This is a genomic window from Streptomyces sp. NPDC052682 (genome assembly GCF_040678435.1).
GTDB lineage: Bacteria > Actinomycetota > Actinomycetes > Streptomycetales > Streptomycetaceae > Streptomyces.
On record NZ_JBFATS010000008.1, the window covers coordinates 113,039 to 129,175 of the forward strand.

Consider the following 16,137-nt stretch of genomic DNA (forward strand, 5'->3'; position numbering starts at 1 on the left):
GGTGGGTGTGCTTGTCGCGTTGCTTGTCGTCTTCCTTGTCGTGCGGCTTGTCGCTTGTCTTGTCTTGTCGCTTGTCGCCTTGCAGGTCACAAGCCGTTTCCGGGCCCCTAAGACCCGGCGCAGCGGCCTCTGTTTTCGCGGGGTGACAAGCGACAAGTGATCAACCCTCGGGCGGCTGTTCGGGGGCGTAGCGGCGGTGGACGTAGCGGGCTTTGGTGCCCTCTCCGATGCGGACGGCGGTGCCGTCCTTGACCCATGCCTTGAGCCAGCCGACGACCGTCTGACGGGTCGTGCCGTGCTCGTCTGCGAGCGCGCGAGCGATCGCGGACGCTCCGGTTCCCTCCGGGCCGGCGGCGAGCAGCAGCGCGAGCGCCTTCTGCTGCGCGGGGCTCTCCTGCTCGCCCCGCAGCGCCGACAGGTTCAGCCCACCCCGTGCGGGCGGCGCCGTGTCGGGTGGGGTGGGGGTGTGGGGGTCGGGTGCGGTGCCGAACTGCGCGTCGATCTGCTCGCGGAAGCGTCGCAGCATCTCGTCTTCCGGCGAGACCTGCTCGGCCTGCTGTTCCTGCCGCAGCGCGGACAGGTTCAGCCCCGACCCGGACGGCGCGGAAGTGTCCGCGGTGCTGTGGTCGGGGGCGCGGTCGAGCATCCACGCGGTGCGCTCGGCGTCCCAACGCCGGGCGTAGGCGGGCCCGGCCGCCTTGGCGGAGATCTCGTCGAGCACGGGGTGCCGGTCGGAGGTGGCGGCGATGATGTCCCGGATCTGGTTCGGCAGGATCCGCCAGGCCTTGAACAGCGCGGCCGGCGACTCCGGAGTGCCCATGAACCCGGCGCCCTTGTAGGGGGCTTGCTCGACGCGCAGCCCGCGGGAGCCGGGGAACATCTTGGACAGGTCCATGCCCTCGGTCTCACCACCGGTCAGGGCGACGCGCACCTTGGCTTCCCGCCGGATCATCAGGTTGCTCAGCACACTCCCCGTCGCGCCCAGCGCGGTGAGGACGGTGCGGATGCCCATGGCGCGGGCGATCCGGATGACCTCCAGGATCTTCTCTCCGAGCTTGCGGATCTGCCGGTCGGGGCTGGCCAGGATCTCCGCGCCCTCATCGATGACCAGCATGATCTGCGGAATCTTCGGGCTGATGGGCAGCAGGTCCGTGTTGGCCCGGGCGAGCAGGTCCTGGTAGCCCATCTTGCGTTGCTTGGCCACCTTGACGGCGGTGTCCAGCATGGTCATGGCCTCGTCGAACGTCCCCGCGAGCCAGTCGATCCCAGGGCGGACGGGCTTGCCGTCCCCGGCCTTGATCTCTCCGTTGAGGGCGGGCAGGACCCAGGGCAGGCCGGCCGATCCGGCGTTGAGGTCGATGACCCAGGTCAGCATGTCCTCGGCGCGGGCGAACCCGGCCAGGATCGAGTGGACCAGGTTCGTCTTACCGGAGCCGGTGGGGCCGACGATCAGCGCGCACTGCTCGCGCAGATAGGCCCGGATCTCCTCCGCGTTGGTGCGATACCCCCACGGGATGCCCGTGTGCAGGGACAGCGGCCCGTACTCGGCGGGGTAGGTCCGCTCCTCCTCCAGCACATTGACCGTGGTCACGTCGATGATGACCCGGCCCTGGTGGATGCCGGGCGAGGCGGTGGCGGTGCAGCCGTGCGGCAACCGGGCATCCGCGGACAGACGCGCCGACTCGGCGGCAATCTTGTTCCAGGTCGCGCCGCCCGGCGGGAGCTCGGCGTCGATGGAGTACCCGGCCCCGGTGGGCCACTGCTCGACCCCCAGTACGCGCACGGTGATGTTGCAGACGCGCTGGATGCGGTCGACCCATTCCGCGGCGATCGCCCGGCGTTCCGCGGACAGCTCGGCGGCGATCTGCCGCTGCTCGGCGGCGATGGCCTCCTCCTCGCGGGCCTCTTCGTACAGGGCGGTGGAGCGGGCGGCGGCGCCGATGCCGACACCGATCGTGGCAAGCGAGCCGAGCGCGGCCCATGTGAGGGGGCCGTGGGTCATGGCCCACGTGGTCCACCCGGCTCCGACCAGCCAGGACGCGGCCCGGGTGGCCAGGGTGCGCCCCGCGTTGCGCACCCGCAGCCCGACGACGGTGTGTCCGAGGGCGCCGGCGGCGCCGATCGCGAGGGCCCAGCCGGGCGGCATGGAGGTTGCGGCGCCGGTGGTGGCGACGGCGAAGGCTCCGGTGGTGGCGGACAGGGCGCCGGTCACGGGTCCGTGACCGGCCGCCCAGTCCAGCACCGGGCCACTGCTGTGGTGTTTGGCGGTGGCGGTGCTGCTCATGATCAGACGTTCCAGCCCTTCTCGGCCTCGTGGCCGTTGCGGGGGTCCTCGTGCCGGGCGATGTCCTGCTCGTGGGCCTGCCTAAACAGCGGCCCCATGTCCTCCGCGACCGCGACGGCGCTCATCAGGGCGCCGAAGATGTCGTTGAAGCCGTCCGCGACCTCCTTCTCCAGCGGAAACTCGCTGTCGGAGCGCTCGGCGAGGATCTTCATCACGTTCGCCACCGACGTGAGGGCGGCGGGCAGGCCCTCGACCATGGCCAGGATCTCCATGGCGTTCTCGGGGTCGTACTGGGTGGCGGCCTGCTCCATCTCGGCCGCGACCTCTTCGAACCGGAAACCGGACACGTGCTCTCCCTCGGTCGAGTCGGGTGTGGTGGTGTTGGTGGGGACCGTGGCCGGGGGCCGCTGGACGCTGTCGGCGATGCCGTCCGTGCCGTCCTTGGCGGCCTCCGTGTCGGCGGCGGCCTCCTGCTCGGCCAGCTCTTCGCGGATCGCCGCATCGCGGGCGGCGCGCTGCTCGGCCGCCACACCGGCCAGACGCCGGAACAGGCGGCGCCCGGGGTGGATCAGCCACGGGATGTTGAACTTCCGGCCGATCGGGCTGGTGACCAGCCCGAGCAGGCCCAGGGGCAGGGCGAGCAGGGCCGCCAGCAGGCGCCGCCCGTGGAAGCGGGCCGCGGACCTGCGCAGCGCCTGCCGGGCAGCCTTACGGACCGGGGCCTTACGGACCGCTGCGCGCTGCGCCGCCACGGTGCCGCCGGTCTTGGCATCCCGCTTGGCGCGATGCTTAGCGATCGCCGCATCCCGCGCGGCGCGGGCCTTGCGGGCGGCGCCGCCCAGCAGACCGCGGCCGGAGCTCTGGCGCTTGCCCAACCGGCTGTTGCCAGCTGCGGCCTTGGTGTTGCGGCGGGCGTCGGCGACCGCCCGGCGAGCCGCAGTCGTCTGCGCCCGCTTGCCCGCACGGGACCCGGCGGCGGCCTGCTGCGATGCCCGCAGCGCCTTGATCTGCCCCACGCGGCCAGCGGCCCTGCCCACGGCGCCGACCGCGCCTTTGGATACACCCGGGCCGCCCTTACCAGGGCTCTTTCCACCGATGGCGGTGCTGCCGTGCCGGGCTTGCGTACTGGTGCCGCGGGGGTGCTGACCCGGCACATTGCCCGACCGGCCACCACCCCGACCGGCCCGAGAGCCAGTCGATCGGCTTCCGGGGCGGATGCCGCCCGCTGCCGCGCCCGCTGCGCTGCGGCACAGTCCCGTGCTGCGGGCAGCGTTGCGGCCAGCGGCGCGGGCCGCGGCCCGGCGGGCGTCGCGGCGCGGGTCGGGCTTGCGGGAACGGGTGGCGGCGACCGTGCCGAGCACAACCGCACCGGCCGCGGCGACCATGGCGGCGATCGGGCCACCGGCCAGGGACGCGGCGGCGACCAGGCCCACCGTCGTGTTCGCACCCGACAGGGCGAGCGGGACGACAGGCCAGCCACCGGGCGTGTGCTCCACCTCCTGCACGTCCTTCACCGCGGCGGTAGGCGGTTCGGGCGGCGGGGGCGGTGCGGTCGGGGCAGCCTCGACGGCTACCGGCTCAGTGCTGAGTTCCGTCATGCTGAGAGCACTCCTTCAGTGGAGTAGGGCCCGACCGGGGCCGTGGAAAGTTGCCGGTCGGGCCTGCCAACAGGGCTTATGCGGCGCGCTGTTCTTCGGGGTAGGCGCAGGTGGCGCACATGCCGAGCGAGGGCGGGATGACGTATCCGGCATCCCGGCGGCACTGCGGGCAGGTGCGGCGCGCGGCGTTCGCCTTGGCCAGCGCCGCCCACCTGGCCGGGGTCATCGGCCGTACCGGCTTCGCAGCGTCGACGCGGTAGAGGTAGGCGACCAGCGGGCCACGGCGACGACGCGGGCGCTCCAACTGCGCCACCACGTCCTGACCGCCCGGCCGCAGCCCCTTCGCGCGGAGCTGACGGCGGGTGGCCAACCCCTCCGGCGCCAGCCGCCACGGGTAGACCGGGAGGGCCGCCATCAGCGGCTCACGATGGCCAACTCGGCGCCGCCGGCGTCCGCGCCGCGGTGCTCGGCGTAGCGGGCGGACACCCACCCGACCGACCAGCCGCACAGCTCGGCGGCGGCCCGCACCGACAGGCCAGCCTCGAACGCAGCCCGCACGGTCTCACGCGCCCGGTCCTCAGGGAACTTCTCGACCGCGGGCCCGGCGGCCAGCAGAGCGGCGCGTTCACGCTCCGCCCGCTCCTGCCGCTCACGCTGTTCACAGCGTTCACGCTCCTCGCGCTCACGGCGCTCCCGCTCACGGCGTTCAGCGGCCTCACGCTCAGCCCGTTCACGCTCCCGCTCACGCTGTTCACGCTCGCGTTCACGGCGTTCACGCTCCTGGCGTTCCGCAGCCTCGCGGGCGGCCTGCCGCTCCTGCTCCTCGCGCCAACGCCGCTCCTCCCGCTCCGCAGCCTCGCGGGCCAACCGAGCCTCATGCTCGCGCTGTTCACGCGCCAACTGCGCGGCGTGCTCGCGCTCCTCGCGCGCCTGCTGGCGGGCAGCCTCCTCGCGCTCACGGGCGGCCTGCTCGGCCCGCTCCCGCTCCGCACGCTGCTGCTCCTCCAGCGCCTTCACGGCGGCAGCGATCGCCCGGCGGTAGGCCAGCCCGGTCTCCGCGGTGACGATCAGCAGCAACGGCGCCACCGCATGCACGGCCACGCCTACCAGGTCTTTCTTCAGCGCGGAGTCGGCGGTGTTGAGCGCCAGGGTCATGGCGCCGGTCATCCACCGCAGCGTGACCGGCCACCGCCCACCGTCCCCACCGAGACGGGCCAGCACGTCATCGAGCTTGACCACAATGACCACCGCGGCATCAACCACGAGCGGCAGGATGGGCGCCGTCCAGTCCCACTCATCCGGGGTGTGCGCGGACATCAGCGGCGTGACCGTGAGGATCGAGTACAGCATCGCGCCGCACACGATCAGCCACGTGCCCACCGACAGAGCGCGCTCCGCTGAACGGATCTGAACACCGTTCACGCCGCCCCCTCCCGACCGCCCGGGGAAGGCGCCGAAGCGTCGCGGAAGCCCTTCACGGCCTCATCCCGCGTGAACGTCACCAGCCGCCAGAGCACCTGCGCGGCGGGGCGTTCATCGCTCGGCGCCCACGCGTGAACAGGCACGCCCCGGGTGGCGACGTAGGCGTAGGCGTCCTCGTGGCTGCGGTGGATACTGTGCGGCTGTCCCCAGTGGAGCAGCAGCACCAGCGACCGCCCCACCTGCCTGGCCTCCGCCAGCTCCGCCTCCAGCAGCCGCACACGCTCACGAAGCACCGTGGCGTCCGCGTCCGTCCGCTCCAGGACCGCCTCCTGCCGGTCGGCGTACTCCCGGAGCATCTCAGCCCGCGCCTCCGCCTTCTTCAGCGCAGCCTCGAACTCCAAGACGTGATCCCGCAGGATCCCGGCGTCGCTCTCGGCCGTCTCAGCACGCGCCGTCAGGTCCCACACCTCGCGCACGTGTCGACCCCAGGCGGCACCCGCCTGCCCCTGAACCTCCCGTGCACAGGCCCGCGCCTGCTCGGCCTCCTGCTCCAGTCGGCGCAAACGGCCGGCGGTCACGAAGCGGATCACGCCGCACCCCCCACGGGCTCGGGGGTCCACACGTCGCTGTAGCCGGTCAGCTCCAGCACGGCCCCCGCGAAGTCGGCGGACGCCTTCAGCACGCGCGTCCGGCCCTCGCTCTGCTCTCGGTAGACCACCGCGTCCGGGCAGATGCCCAGGGCCTCGCGCCAGACCTCGAAGTCCGGCAGGCCGCTGTGGAAACGGAGCTCCAACCGGTGCGGGCAGAGGGGACTCACCTGCACGTCCGGCGCGGGCAGGTGACCGAAGTCCACGGCCAGCAGACGCAGCGCCCGCAGCGGCACGGCCAGGCCGTTCAGCATCAGGTCCTCGCTCACGCCCCCACCTCCGTCACCGGGCAGGCCCGGTTCGTCAGCTCACGGCGCGCGGCCAGCACCTTGCGCCGGGCCCGGCGCAGCCGCCGCGCGTCCAGCTCGGTCACCGGCCGGTCCATGAGGCTGATCCGCACGTCCAGCTCCTCGACCTCCGCGCGGATCAGCGGCATCTCCGCGTCGATGGCGTTCAGCTCCGCATCCGTCGGCTCGCGGTCCTGCTCGGCCGTGTCGATGCCGGACAGCAGGTGAAGGGGGAGAATCTTCATGGGTCGTGTTCCTCTCGAAGGGTGGACGGCCCGAACGCGGCTCCCGGGTGGCACCCCGGGAGCCGCTTGCCGTTGAAGCCGGAAACGTCCCGGCTCCCCACGCCCCGCCCGTACGACCGCCACACCGAGTGCGGGACCGGACGGGCAGGGGAGGCAACCGGCCGCAGCGCTAGCCGCTGCGATGGCAGGAAGAGAGCGGACCGGGATGCTGCGCTGGCGCCCGCCGGCCGGTCCATCGCGGCGGCGCCCAAGGTCTTCGTCGGTGCACTGGAACACCTCTTAGTCGAGATCAACAGGGATGAAGCACTGCAAGGGGGACCATGTCCCCACCCTCCGGCCGTTGCTCGCGGTCACCGGGCCACCTCGCCAGTCGGGCCGAAGCCCTGTCCCCTGGCCTTCAGCGGGATTGCAGCGTCCCCGCCTTCTGCGCATGCGGCATGAAGCCGCCTTCCGACCGAGATGGCGCGCTCGGTCGTTGCAGTACCTGTTTTACAGGTACTGCATGAGGGTCCGTCAAGTACGTCGGGGGAACCTCCTGGCGCTTGCGCCGGAATTTCTTGGCGCACATTCAGAATCGCTGCACGTCAGGGGTGTTGGTCACCCCGCGCGTAGACAGCTCAGGGTCTTCTGGCTACGGTCAAGAAGTCCCTAGAAGTCCCTACGGGGGTGCAGATGTCGAACGAGCGTTTACGGTCGGCCCTCCTCGCCCGCGGCATGACCGTGCAGAGCCTCGCCGAAGAGATCGGTGTCATCCCGAAGACCGTCGAACGGTGGATCACGCAGGGCAAAGTCCCTTACCGGCGTCACCAGTACGCGACGGCAGCGGCGCTGAACGTCGATGTGACGACGCTGTGGGACGACAGCCGCACTGTCGAGAGCGCAACGGAGCTGACCAAAGCTGAGATCGTCGCCGTCTACCCACATCGGCACACGGTGCCGCCCGGTCTCTGGCGTGACCTTTACGAGCGCGCGGAGAGCAACCTAGATGTTCTCGTCTACTCCGGGCTCTTCCTGTCTGAAGATCCGTTGTTCCACGAGCTCCTGAAGAAGAAGGTGACGGGGTCCACGCAGGTCCGGATCCTGCTCGGGGACCCAGACTGTGAAGCTGTCCGGCAGCGCGGCGTAGATGAGGGGCACCGGATCATGGATGGCAAGATCCGGAACGCGTTGGTGAACTATCGGCCCCTCATGAAGAGCCATCCTGAGATCGGCTTCCGGCTCCACGCGACGACGCTCTACAACTCCATCTACCGGTCCGATGACGAGATGCTCGTCAACCCCCACGTCTACGGCATCGGCGCCTACATGGCGCCCGTCTTCCACCTGCGGCGCATGCCGGGCGGCGGTCTGTTCGACACGTACGTGAATAGCATCGAACAGACCTGGGGCGGCGCCCGCCAGGTGACGGACCGCGACATCACAGGAGCCTGAGCATGGGACGCATTGACTACCTGCATGACCCCGACGCCCCGCCGGCCAACTCGGTCGTACCGTCCGTCGTCGCGTTCGTACAGAACGACGCGGGTCAGGTGCTGGTGATCCAGCGGTCCGACAACGGGCGCTGGGCCCTGCCCGGGGGCGGCCACGACGTGGGCGAGTCGATCAGTGACACCGTCGTGCGTGAGGTCTGGGAAGAGACCGGGATCAAGGTGGAAGTCGTCGACGTGTCCGGGCTCTACACCGACCCCGGGCACGTGATGCAGTACGACGACGGCGAGGTGCGCCAGCAGTTCAGCATCTGCTTCCGTGCCCGGCCGGTCGGCGGTGAACTCCGTACGAGCAACGAGACGACTCAGGTCCGCTGGATCGACCCCGCGGACCTGACGGCGCTGGACGTGCACCCCACGATGCGGCTCCGGATCGAGCACGCCATGGACCGGACGCGCACGACCCCCTACATCGGCTGACGCTTGGCCGCAGCGACCCGTTCGAGTACGCGGGACGTGCAGCCCAGAATCTCGGGTTCCGCGCGACGGATGAACGTCCCGATCAGGCTCTCGGGCCCGTACCGCCCCGCGATCTCATTGATCCGGTCGATCGGGTTCGTGGGCGTGCCGTCCGGCGTTGTGTTCATATCGCAGAAGCACAGCGCGTCATTGAGGTGCGCGCTCTCGCGGGGGAACTCGCCCTCCAGCTCCTCGCGCAAGCCGCGCGCTTCCGCCTCCATCCAGGCACAGGAGTGGTGTGCGACCAGGTTGATGACCCGTGCGTCGGCGTCGGCCACGTCCCGGAGATAGCGTGCGCCGTCCAGCGGGTGAAAGCCCGTCTTGGCCAGGTCCGGCGCATAGCCGATGTCATGCAGGACCGCCGCGGCCTCCAGCAGATCCGCGTCCTGGTCAAGGATAAGCGCGATCGTGCGCGCCCTCTCGGCGACCCCTAGGCAGTGCTTCCACCGACGCGGCAGCGGCTCGGCGAGCAGGGACTCAGCCAGGGGATAAGCCCACTCCGTCAACTTCGGCAAGCTACGAACGCTCCTCTCGCGTCGGCACGGCACGGACCGTCCGCACCCTGCCCTGTCCGCCCCCCGCCAGCACGCCGGCGGTCTCCAACTTCTCCAGCGCCTTGGTCACCGTGGGACGGGAGACCCCGAACCGTTCGGCCAGCGCGGAAGCACTGGGGAATGGCTGCCCCACTTCGAGCCCGTCAGCCGTGATGATGTCCGCGATCCGCTGTTCGAGCGGTCGCCGGTCGACTTGCGCGCCCGGGCGCACGACGCGCCACCGTCCGCCCGGCACCGGTTCGGCCACACCTTCCTGCCTCAGCGCAGCGAATGCGCGGAGCGCGACCCCACGCGAGACCTTGTGATCTCTCATGACCTCAGCCAGCGACGGAAGCTCCGTCATGTCCGGGTCCGTCTCGATCCACGTCTTGAGCGTGTCGGCGATCTTCAGGAAGGTCCCCCGAGGGTTGGCCTGCTGCGACACTCGCTCTCCCTCTCCGCTCGCCCGTCGTCTCCCTCAAGACTCCCATGCCTGGCAACCACCGAGGAGAGGGGACGCAGGGCAGCTCAGCGGGCCCTTTCAAGCTGATCGACAAGACGCGTCAGCTCGTCCTCGGTGAGCTGATAGCGGTCCGGGTCCCATTGCACTTTGTAGTGGGGCTCCAGTTCCGCGATCGCCTTCCGCATCTCGTGCGTGGCGTCGAGGAACCGCTCGACACGCTGGACAGGGAGCCGTTCGTTGAACTCGCGAGCTTGTTCCCCTCCCCCAAGCATCGCAGGATCCACGTGCACAGGTGCGGTGGATGCGTACAGGACGGCCTTGACGGCAGTGATCGTTCGATCGAACGCCTGATGCCTGGTGGCGTTGCGGTCAAAGTACGCCTTGGCCCAGGGAGCCAGCAGCCCACCACTCAACCCACCTATGAGAGCCGCAACGATCGTCACCACGTGTCCCACGTGCCCCCCTCGATGTCGGCACTGAATGCCGCGAAGACTAGCGATGCCCCTGCTCACAGCACGGCGGCCCGTCTCAGTTTCCGTCTCATTCACCCCCGTCCGGCACCGTTCACGGGCGTCCCCTCCCCCGCCCGGCGTACGGCCGTGAACGGCCACGAACAGCGTCGGATCATGCTCCGACCAGCAGGAACAGACCTCGAAAGCGAGTGTGGCGCAAGTCACCGAGGGTTCAAATCCCTCCGCTACCGCTGGAGAAGGGCCCCGTCGAAAGACGGGGCCCTTCGTGCGATCATGGCCCCGCTCGACGCGCGTCAGTGACAGGTGTGACAGGGGAGGCCGCGATGGCGGTGAACGCCAAGAAGATCGCCGTCTACGTCCTCGTGGTCTTCGTGCTCTACGTGATCATCACGGACCCGGCCAAGGCCGCCGACTACGTCCAGATAGGGTTCGAGGGCATATCCGACGCCGCCAAGGCGGTCGGCGACTTCATGACGTGGATCGCCAACGGAGGTAAGTCATGATCCGTCACCTGGTGCTCTTCCGGCTGAACGAGGGCGTCGAGCGCGACGACCCGCGGGTGGTCAAGGGCGTCGAGGCGTTCCGCGCGCTTCAGGGCACGATCCCCGAGATCCGCTTCTGGGAGCTCGGCTGGAACATCAGCGACCGGCCCATCGCCCACGACTTCGCCATCAACTCCGCCTTCGACGACGCCGACGCGCTGCGCCGCTACGTGGAACATCCCGCGCACCAGGCGGGCGTCGCGCTGTGGCGCGAGTTCGCCACCTGGGTGATCGCCGACTACGAGTTCTGAATCTTCCCGGCCGCCCGGCCCACCGCCTCACCGCACACCGCTCCCCGAGCCTCCGCCGATCAGCGGGGGCTTTCGTACGTTTTGGATGATTCATCCCTCAACACGGGGTTATGCGGTGCTTGAACACAGTGGACTGTCTTGTGATGCTATGACCGCTTTTCACGGACGGATTGACGGATGAGTTGACGGATGAAGAGGTGGCGTTGACCGTGTCGGCCAGTACTGCGCCGCCCCAGGACGAGGTTCCCGCCCAGGCCCCGGCTCCGGCCGAGACCACGCCCCCCGCCAACCGGCGCGGCGCCGACACCCGGGCGCTGACCCAGGTGCTCTTCGCGCAACTCAAGGAGCTCCAGCCGGGTACGCCGGAGCACGACCGCGTGCGCGGGGCGCTCATCGAGGCCAACCTCCCCCTCGTGCGCTACGCGGCCGCCCGCTTCCGCTCCCGCAACGAACCCATGGAGGACGTCGTCCAGGTCGGCACCATCGGGCTGATCAACGCCATCGACCGCTTCGACCCGGAGCGGGGCGTGCAGTTCCCGACCTTCGCGATGCCCACGGTGATCGGCGAGATCAAGCGCTACTTCCGCGACAACGTCCGTACGGTCCACGTCCCGCGCCGGCTGCACGAGCTGTGGGTGCAGGTCAACAGCGCGACCGGGGACCTGACGACCGCCCTCGGGCGCACCCCCTCCACCGCCGAGGTCGCCGAACGGCTGCGCATCACCGAGGAGGAGGTGCTGTCCTGCATCGAGGCGGGGCGGTCGTACCACGCCACCTCGCTGGAGGCCGCCCAGGAGGGCGACGGGCTGCCGGGGCTGCTGGACCGGCTCGGCTACGAGGACCCCGCCCTGGAAGGCGTGGAGCACCGGGACCTCGTCCGGCACCTGCTCGTCCAGCTCCCCGAACGCGAACAGCGGATTCTGCTCCTGCGCTACTACAGCAATCTCACCCAGTCGCAGATCAGCGCGGAACTCGGCGTCTCCCAGATGCATGTCTCGCGGCTGCTCGCACGGAGCTTCCAGCGGCTGCGGTCGGCGAACCGGATCGACGCGTAATCGAAAGAGCGAGCGAGGAGTAACCGGCGCGACTGAATCGCTCACCAGGGCGGTTGTGGTGGGTTCTGTGCCGAAAAGCCGTCAGACCCCCTGTTTCCAGGGCCGTTTCGCGTCTCGCATGTCGACATGTCACTACAGCGTGTTGCCGACATGTGACATTCTGCGGGAAGTGCGTTTGCCGGAGCTCCGGCTCCGGTATTCAGGTGAAGGCTGCGTTCCTGATGTGGGAGCGTCCGCCGCGACCGTCCCGCGACCCAAAGGGGGTGGCATGTCCGCAGAACAGGGCAGCTCGAAGGTGCTCACGCTCGCGGAGAGCGACACAGCGCCGCATGCGCTCGACGCACTCGGCCCCATCGACGAGGTCACGGACCTCGAGGCCGTGCCGGGCCCGGCCCTCGCCGCCGCCCCCGCGCCGGTCATGCCGGCCACGGAGGACATCGACACCCGCACCCTGTCCCGCTCCCTGTTCCTGCGGCTGGCCGCACTCGACGAGAACAGCCCCGAGCGTGCCTACGTCCGGGACACCCTGATCGAGCTCAACCTTCCGCTCGTGCGGTACGCCGCCGCCCGGTTCCGTTCCCGCAACGAGCCGATGGAGGACATCGTCCAGGTCGGCACGATCGGTCTGATCAAGGCGATCGACCGGTTCGACTGCGAACGGGGGGTCGAGTTCCCCACCTTCGCGATGCCAACCGTCGTCGGCGAGATCAAGCGGTTCTTCCGCGACACGTCCTGGTCGGTGCGGGTGCCGCGGCGGCTGCAGGAGCTGCGGCTGGCGCTGACCAAGGCCAGCGACGAGCTGTCCCAGAAGCTGGACCGGTCGCCGACGGTGGCCGAACTCGCCGCGGTGCTGGGGGTGTCCGAGGAGGACGTGGTCGACGGGCTGGCCGTCGGCAACGCGTACACGGCGTCCTCGCTGGACTCGCCGGCTCCCGAGGACGACGGCGGCGAGGGGTCGCTGGCGGACCGGCTGGGCTACGAGGACTCGGCGCTGGAGGGCGTGGAGTACCGGGAGTCGCTGAAGCCGCTGCTGGCGAAGCTGCCGCCCCGCGAGCGGCGGATCATCATGCTGCGGTTCTTCGCGAACATGACGCAGTCGCAGATCGGTGAGGAGGTCGGCATCTCGCAGATGCACGTCTCACGCCTCCTGACGCGGACGCTGGCGCAGCTGCGGGACGGTCTGATCTCGGACTGACCGTCCCGTCCGCGGACCGTCCGCAGTGTTGCGTGGCACGTCCGTCGCCGGCCGGGGCCGGGGGGGGTGTCCGTCCTCGGTCTGCCGGACGGTGTCCTACGGCTCCGGCAGCCGCTGCGGGCGGACATCCCGGCACGTCCCCTTCCGTGCGGGCGACCGAAGCCGCAGCGGCCGGCGTGCCGTTCAGCCCCCGGCCGGTTCTCCGCTCAGCCCAGCGCGAGCCAGGCCACCGCCGCCACGATCGCCACCGCCGCGACGATGCCCACGATCAGACCGATCCGGGGCCCCGACGAGGCCGGGGCCTGGCGGGACCGCGGGGCGCCCTCGTCGACGAACGCGCGGAACATCTGGGTGCTGCCAGCGGGGTCGTGGTTGCCCTGGGGGCCCTGCGTGTTAGCCATGGCCCGAGACACTAGCGAATCCCGGGTCAGGGGCCCAAGCGGGGGCCCGGGGCGGGGTCGTTCAGGGTGCGGACCAGGGACGTCCAGAAGGTGGGGGCGTAGTCGGTGATCGACGGCTGCGGCGTGCCCTTCGGCCAGGTGAAGGTGATGCCCGGGTTGTGCAGGCCGGTGCTGTCGGGGAGGAAGAAGTGCGGGCTGCCGCGCACCTCGGGGGCCTTGGCCTCCTCCCACTGGTCGAAGAGCGCCTGGCGGCTGGTGCCGCGGCGCAGCGCCCCGTCGAGGTGGGCGGTGTCCACCAGGGGACAGTCCTCGGCGACGGCCATGATCTCGGTGTGGACGCTGATGCAGCGGGACTCGGCGTAGAAGGCGTGCCGCAGTGCCGCGTCGAGCTGGTCGGAGGCGGCCAGGGCCGCGCGGGGCGGCCCCGGCTGGGTCTTGACCGCCTGCACGGCCTCCATGGCGGGCAGCATGGTCACCGGGTAGCCGGACTCCGGGCCCTGCCAGCCGGTCCAGCCGAGCGCGGGCTCGCAGTCGGCCACCGCGGCGACCTCGGGGTCGAGGATCCACTTCGGTGTGGGCCGGGAGTTGAACAGTTCCAGCGGGAACGCCCGGTGGTCGACGGCGAGGTCCACGCCCTCGCGCGCGGCTGCCCGGCGCAGGTTGAACAGGGCCAGCGAGGCCCACGGGCAGCCGATGTCGGAGTACACGATCAGGGTGTTGTTCGTCATGGTGCTCGTCATGGTGCCCGTCCTCAGCCGGCCGCGGCCAGGGCGGGACTGGCCGTTTCGGGTCGGGTGAAGGTGCGGTTGTGGTAGACGAGCGGCTCCTGGTCACCGACGTACACGGCCGCGACCCGGCCCACCAGGATGCTGTGGTCACCGCCGTCCAGCACCGCGTGCAGGGTGCAGGCCAGCCGTGCCGCGGCGCTGGGCAGGCCGGGCAGGTCCAGCTCGCAGGGGACCATGTCGCCGGAGGCGAACTTGTCGTGACCGGGGCGCGCGAAGCGCTTGGCGATCTCGGCCTGGTCGGCGGACAGGACGTTGACCATGAAGTGTTCGGCGGTGACGAACGTGTCGTGGGAGCCGGCCGACTTGGCCGGGCAGACCAGCACCAGGGGCGGGTCCAGGGACAGCGAGCTGAACGAGCTCGCCGTGAACCCCCAGCGGCGGCCGGTTGCGTCGGTGGTGGTCACGACGGTGACGGGGCTGGGCACTTGGGCCATGGCTCGGGTGAAGTCCGAGGGAGCGACGGCGGACATCGGTCCTCCAGGGGCGCCGGAAGCGGATAGTGCGGTGCCGGGACAGGGATGTGCGGTGCGGGCGGGAGGGGCGGGTGCCTCCTCGCCCCTCCCGTGGACCATCAGGCGCTGGCCGTGCTCGGGGCGGCGAAGCCGCCCGGGACCGCCGGTTCGGCGTCCAGCCAGATACCGGACGGGGTGCCGAAGCGCGGCTGCTCGGGGTCGCGCGCGTCCCAGATGATCTCGCCGCGGCGGACCGTGACGTCGGGACGGCCGGTGAAGGTCCACCCCTCGTACGCCGACCAGCCGACCTTGGCGTAGGTGTGCTTGGCCGCCATGATCCACTTGACGTCCGGGTCGAACAGGACGAAGTCGGCGTCCAGCCCGACCGCGATCCGGCCCTTGCGCCCGCCCAGCCCGAACAGGTCGGCCGGGCCCTCACAGGTGAGCCGGGCCACGTGCCGCATGGCCTCGTCGGTGGACATCTCCGGGTAGCGCCGGCGCATGCCCGTGTACAGGGCGATGACGAGCTCCTGCACACCGGGCAGCCCGGGCGGGGCGTCCGCGACGTCGAGGAGTTTCTCCTCCACGGTGTGCGGGGCGTGGTCGCTGCCGAGGCTCGCGACGCTGCCCTCCATCACCGCGTCCCACAGCCTGCCCTTGTCCTTCTCGCAGCGGATCGCGGGGCGCAGCCGGATACGGGCGCCGAGCCGCTGGGTGTCGGGGGCGGTGAAGGACAGGTGGTGCGAGGTCACCTCGTAGGTGACCGGCAGGCCCGCCTTCGCGGCCGCCTTGAGCAGGTCCGACTCCTCCGAGGAGGAGACGTGCAGGACGTGCGCGGCGGTGCCGTGCTTGCGGACCAGTTCGATCACCCGCGAGCAGGCGACGATGCCGCCGGTGCGCGGGTGGGCGGACTCGTAGGCGTCGTAGCCCTCCGGCGGGGCCTGGGTCTCGTCCAGGAGCGAGAAGACGCTGTCGTCCTCGGCGTGCAGCACCAGCCGGATGCCGCGCTCGGCGGCGATCTCGAAGATCCGGTCGAGGACGACCGGGTCGCGGATGATGTTCGGTGCCGTGTGATGGCCCGTCATGAACACCTTGACGGACGTCGCCTGGCGGGGCTGCAGGCGGTGCAGGTTCTCCACGCTGTCCACGGTGACGCCCATGTGGAAGCGGAAGTCGACCAGGGAGTCGCCCGAGACGAGGGCGGCCTTCTCGGCGGCCAGCTCCGGTTCCGTCAGAGGCGGCTGGGTGTTGGGCATGTCGATGACGGTGGTGACACCGCCCGCGGCCGCCGCCCGGCTGCCGTGCGCCCAGTCCTCCTTGTGGGTGAGGCCGGGCGTGCGGAAGTGGACGTGGGGATCGATGGCGCCGGGCAGCAGGTAGCGGCCCCGCGCGTCGATCGTCTCCTTGGCCGGCGGCGTCTCACCGGGCGCCAGCACGGCCGTTATTCGCTCACCGGACACGGCGAGGCCGCCGTCCTGCACTCCGTCAGGGGTGACTACGCGCGCGTTGGTGACGACGAGGTCGTACGTCTGCGTCACAGGTCCTCCGAGTGGTG

The 16,137-nt window shown here is 70.6% G+C and carries 20 protein-coding genes; 6 read left to right on the forward strand and 14 right to left on the reverse strand.

Features of this window, described 5'->3' with window-relative positions:
- Positions 1-160 precede the first annotated feature (160 nt).
- From AB0K80_RS14560 to AB0K80_RS14590, 7 genes are all read right to left on the reverse strand, one after another.
- Positions 161-2,284 (reverse strand): hypothetical protein, encoded by a 2,124-nt coding sequence (locus tag AB0K80_RS14560; RefSeq protein ID WP_365669323.1) that lies wholly within the window; start codon positions 2,282-2,284, stop codon positions 161-163.
- Positions 2,285-2,286: 2 nt separating this feature from the next.
- Complete coding sequence (locus AB0K80_RS14565) at positions 2,287-3,882, reverse strand: hypothetical protein (protein ID WP_365669325.1); 1,596 nt, start codon at positions 3,880-3,882, stop codon at positions 2,287-2,289.
- A gap of 76 nt (positions 3,883-3,958) precedes the next feature.
- Entirely contained in the window at positions 3,959-4,297 is a 339-nt protein-coding gene (locus tag AB0K80_RS14570; protein WP_365669327.1) for an RRQRL motif-containing zinc-binding protein, read from the reverse strand.
- Positions 4,297-5,304, reverse strand: coding sequence for a DUF2637 domain-containing protein (locus AB0K80_RS14575; RefSeq protein WP_365669328.1), 1,008 nt, complete (start codon positions 5,302-5,304; stop codon positions 4,297-4,299). The genes AB0K80_RS14570 and AB0K80_RS14575 overlap by 1 nt, the downstream gene beginning before the upstream one ends.
- Entirely contained in the window at positions 5,301-5,894 is a 594-nt protein-coding gene (locus AB0K80_RS14580) for a hypothetical protein (protein WP_365669330.1), read from the reverse strand. The genes AB0K80_RS14575 and AB0K80_RS14580 overlap by 4 nt, the downstream gene beginning before the upstream one ends.
- Positions 5,891-6,220, reverse strand: coding sequence for a hypothetical protein (locus AB0K80_RS14585; protein WP_365669332.1), 330 nt, complete (start codon positions 6,218-6,220; stop codon positions 5,891-5,893). Before AB0K80_RS14585 ends, AB0K80_RS14580 begins: the two co-directional genes overlap by 4 nt.
- Positions 6,217-6,483 carry a DUF6284 family protein gene (locus tag AB0K80_RS14590; RefSeq protein WP_365669333.1) on the reverse strand — a complete coding sequence of 89 codons (267 nt, stop codon included), beginning with the start codon at positions 6,481-6,483 and terminating at the stop codon, positions 6,217-6,219. Before AB0K80_RS14590 ends, AB0K80_RS14585 begins: the two co-directional genes overlap by 4 nt.
- Positions 6,484-7,155: 672 nt before the next feature.
- On the opposite strand from AB0K80_RS14590, the gene AB0K80_RS14595 reads away from it, so the two are divergent.
- Positions 7,156-7,914 carry a helix-turn-helix transcriptional regulator gene (locus AB0K80_RS14595; RefSeq protein WP_365669335.1) on the forward strand — a complete coding sequence of 253 codons (759 nt, stop codon included), beginning with the start codon at positions 7,156-7,158 and terminating at the stop codon, positions 7,912-7,914.
- Positions 7,915-7,916: 2 nt separating this feature from the next.
- On the forward strand, positions 7,917-8,390 hold the full coding sequence (locus AB0K80_RS14600) for an NUDIX domain-containing protein (RefSeq protein WP_365669336.1): 474 nt from the start codon (positions 7,917-7,919) through the stop codon (positions 8,388-8,390).
- Here AB0K80_RS14600 and AB0K80_RS14605 read toward each other — a convergent pair.
- The 3 genes from AB0K80_RS14605 to AB0K80_RS14615 form a co-directional block, all read right to left on the reverse strand.
- A complete protein-coding gene (locus tag AB0K80_RS14605) occupies positions 8,378-8,944 on the reverse strand; it encodes an HD domain-containing protein (RefSeq protein ID WP_365669338.1) in 567 nt (188 codons plus the stop codon). The two genes, AB0K80_RS14600 and AB0K80_RS14605, sit on opposite strands and share 13 nt — an antisense overlap.
- 1 nt (position 8,945) lies before the next feature.
- The gene (locus AB0K80_RS14610; RefSeq protein WP_365669340.1) at positions 8,946-9,407 is read right to left on the reverse strand and encodes a GntR family transcriptional regulator; all 462 of its coding nucleotides are present in this window, start codon (positions 9,405-9,407) and stop codon (positions 8,946-8,948) included.
- 83 nt (positions 9,408-9,490) lie between these two features.
- A complete protein-coding gene (locus AB0K80_RS14615) occupies positions 9,491-9,880 on the reverse strand; it encodes a hypothetical protein (protein WP_365669342.1) in 390 nt (129 codons plus the stop codon).
- A gap of 341 nt (positions 9,881-10,221) precedes the next feature.
- Between AB0K80_RS14615 and AB0K80_RS14620 the strand changes: the two genes are divergently transcribed.
- The 4 genes from AB0K80_RS14620 (at position 10,222) to AB0K80_RS14635 (ending at position 12,941) form a co-directional block, all read left to right on the forward strand.
- On the forward strand, positions 10,222-10,401 hold the full coding sequence (locus AB0K80_RS14620; RefSeq protein ID WP_365669344.1) for a hypothetical protein: 180 nt from the start codon (positions 10,222-10,224) through the stop codon (positions 10,399-10,401).
- Positions 10,398-10,691 (forward strand): Dabb family protein, encoded by a 294-nt coding sequence (locus tag AB0K80_RS14625; RefSeq protein ID WP_365669345.1) that lies wholly within the window; start codon positions 10,398-10,400, stop codon positions 10,689-10,691. Before AB0K80_RS14620 ends, AB0K80_RS14625 begins: the two co-directional genes overlap by 4 nt.
- A 170-nt stretch (positions 10,692-10,861) precedes the next feature.
- The gene (locus tag AB0K80_RS14630; RefSeq protein ID WP_365669347.1) at positions 10,862-11,746 is read left to right on the forward strand and encodes an RNA polymerase sigma factor SigF; all 885 of its coding nucleotides are present in this window, start codon (positions 10,862-10,864) and stop codon (positions 11,744-11,746) included.
- A 268-nt stretch (positions 11,747-12,014) separates the two neighbouring features.
- Complete coding sequence (locus tag AB0K80_RS14635) at positions 12,015-12,941, forward strand: RNA polymerase sigma factor SigF (protein ID WP_365669348.1); 927 nt, start codon at positions 12,015-12,017, stop codon at positions 12,939-12,941.
- A 206-nt stretch (positions 12,942-13,147) separates the two neighbouring features.
- Here AB0K80_RS14635 and AB0K80_RS14640 read toward each other — a convergent pair whose 3' ends face one another.
- From AB0K80_RS14640 to AB0K80_RS14655, 4 genes are all read right to left on the reverse strand, one after another.
- Positions 13,148-13,342 carry a hypothetical protein gene (locus AB0K80_RS14640; protein ID WP_365669350.1) on the reverse strand — a complete coding sequence of 65 codons (195 nt, stop codon included), beginning with the start codon at positions 13,340-13,342 and terminating at the stop codon, positions 13,148-13,150.
- Between the two features lie 26 nt (positions 13,343-13,368).
- The gene (locus AB0K80_RS14645) at positions 13,369-14,082 is read right to left on the reverse strand and encodes a dithiol-disulfide isomerase (RefSeq protein WP_365669352.1); all 714 of its coding nucleotides are present in this window, start codon (positions 14,080-14,082) and stop codon (positions 13,369-13,371) included.
- 11 nt (positions 14,083-14,093) lie between these two features.
- Positions 14,094-14,600 carry a flavin reductase family protein gene (locus tag AB0K80_RS14650; protein WP_365669354.1) on the reverse strand — a complete coding sequence of 169 codons (507 nt, stop codon included), beginning with the start codon at positions 14,598-14,600 and terminating at the stop codon, positions 14,094-14,096.
- 101 nt (positions 14,601-14,701) lie between these two features.
- Positions 14,702-16,120 carry a dihydroorotase family protein gene (locus AB0K80_RS14655; RefSeq protein ID WP_365669356.1) on the reverse strand — a complete coding sequence of 473 codons (1,419 nt, stop codon included), beginning with the start codon at positions 16,118-16,120 and terminating at the stop codon, positions 14,702-14,704.
- Between the last annotated feature and the right edge of the window lie 17 nt (positions 16,121-16,137).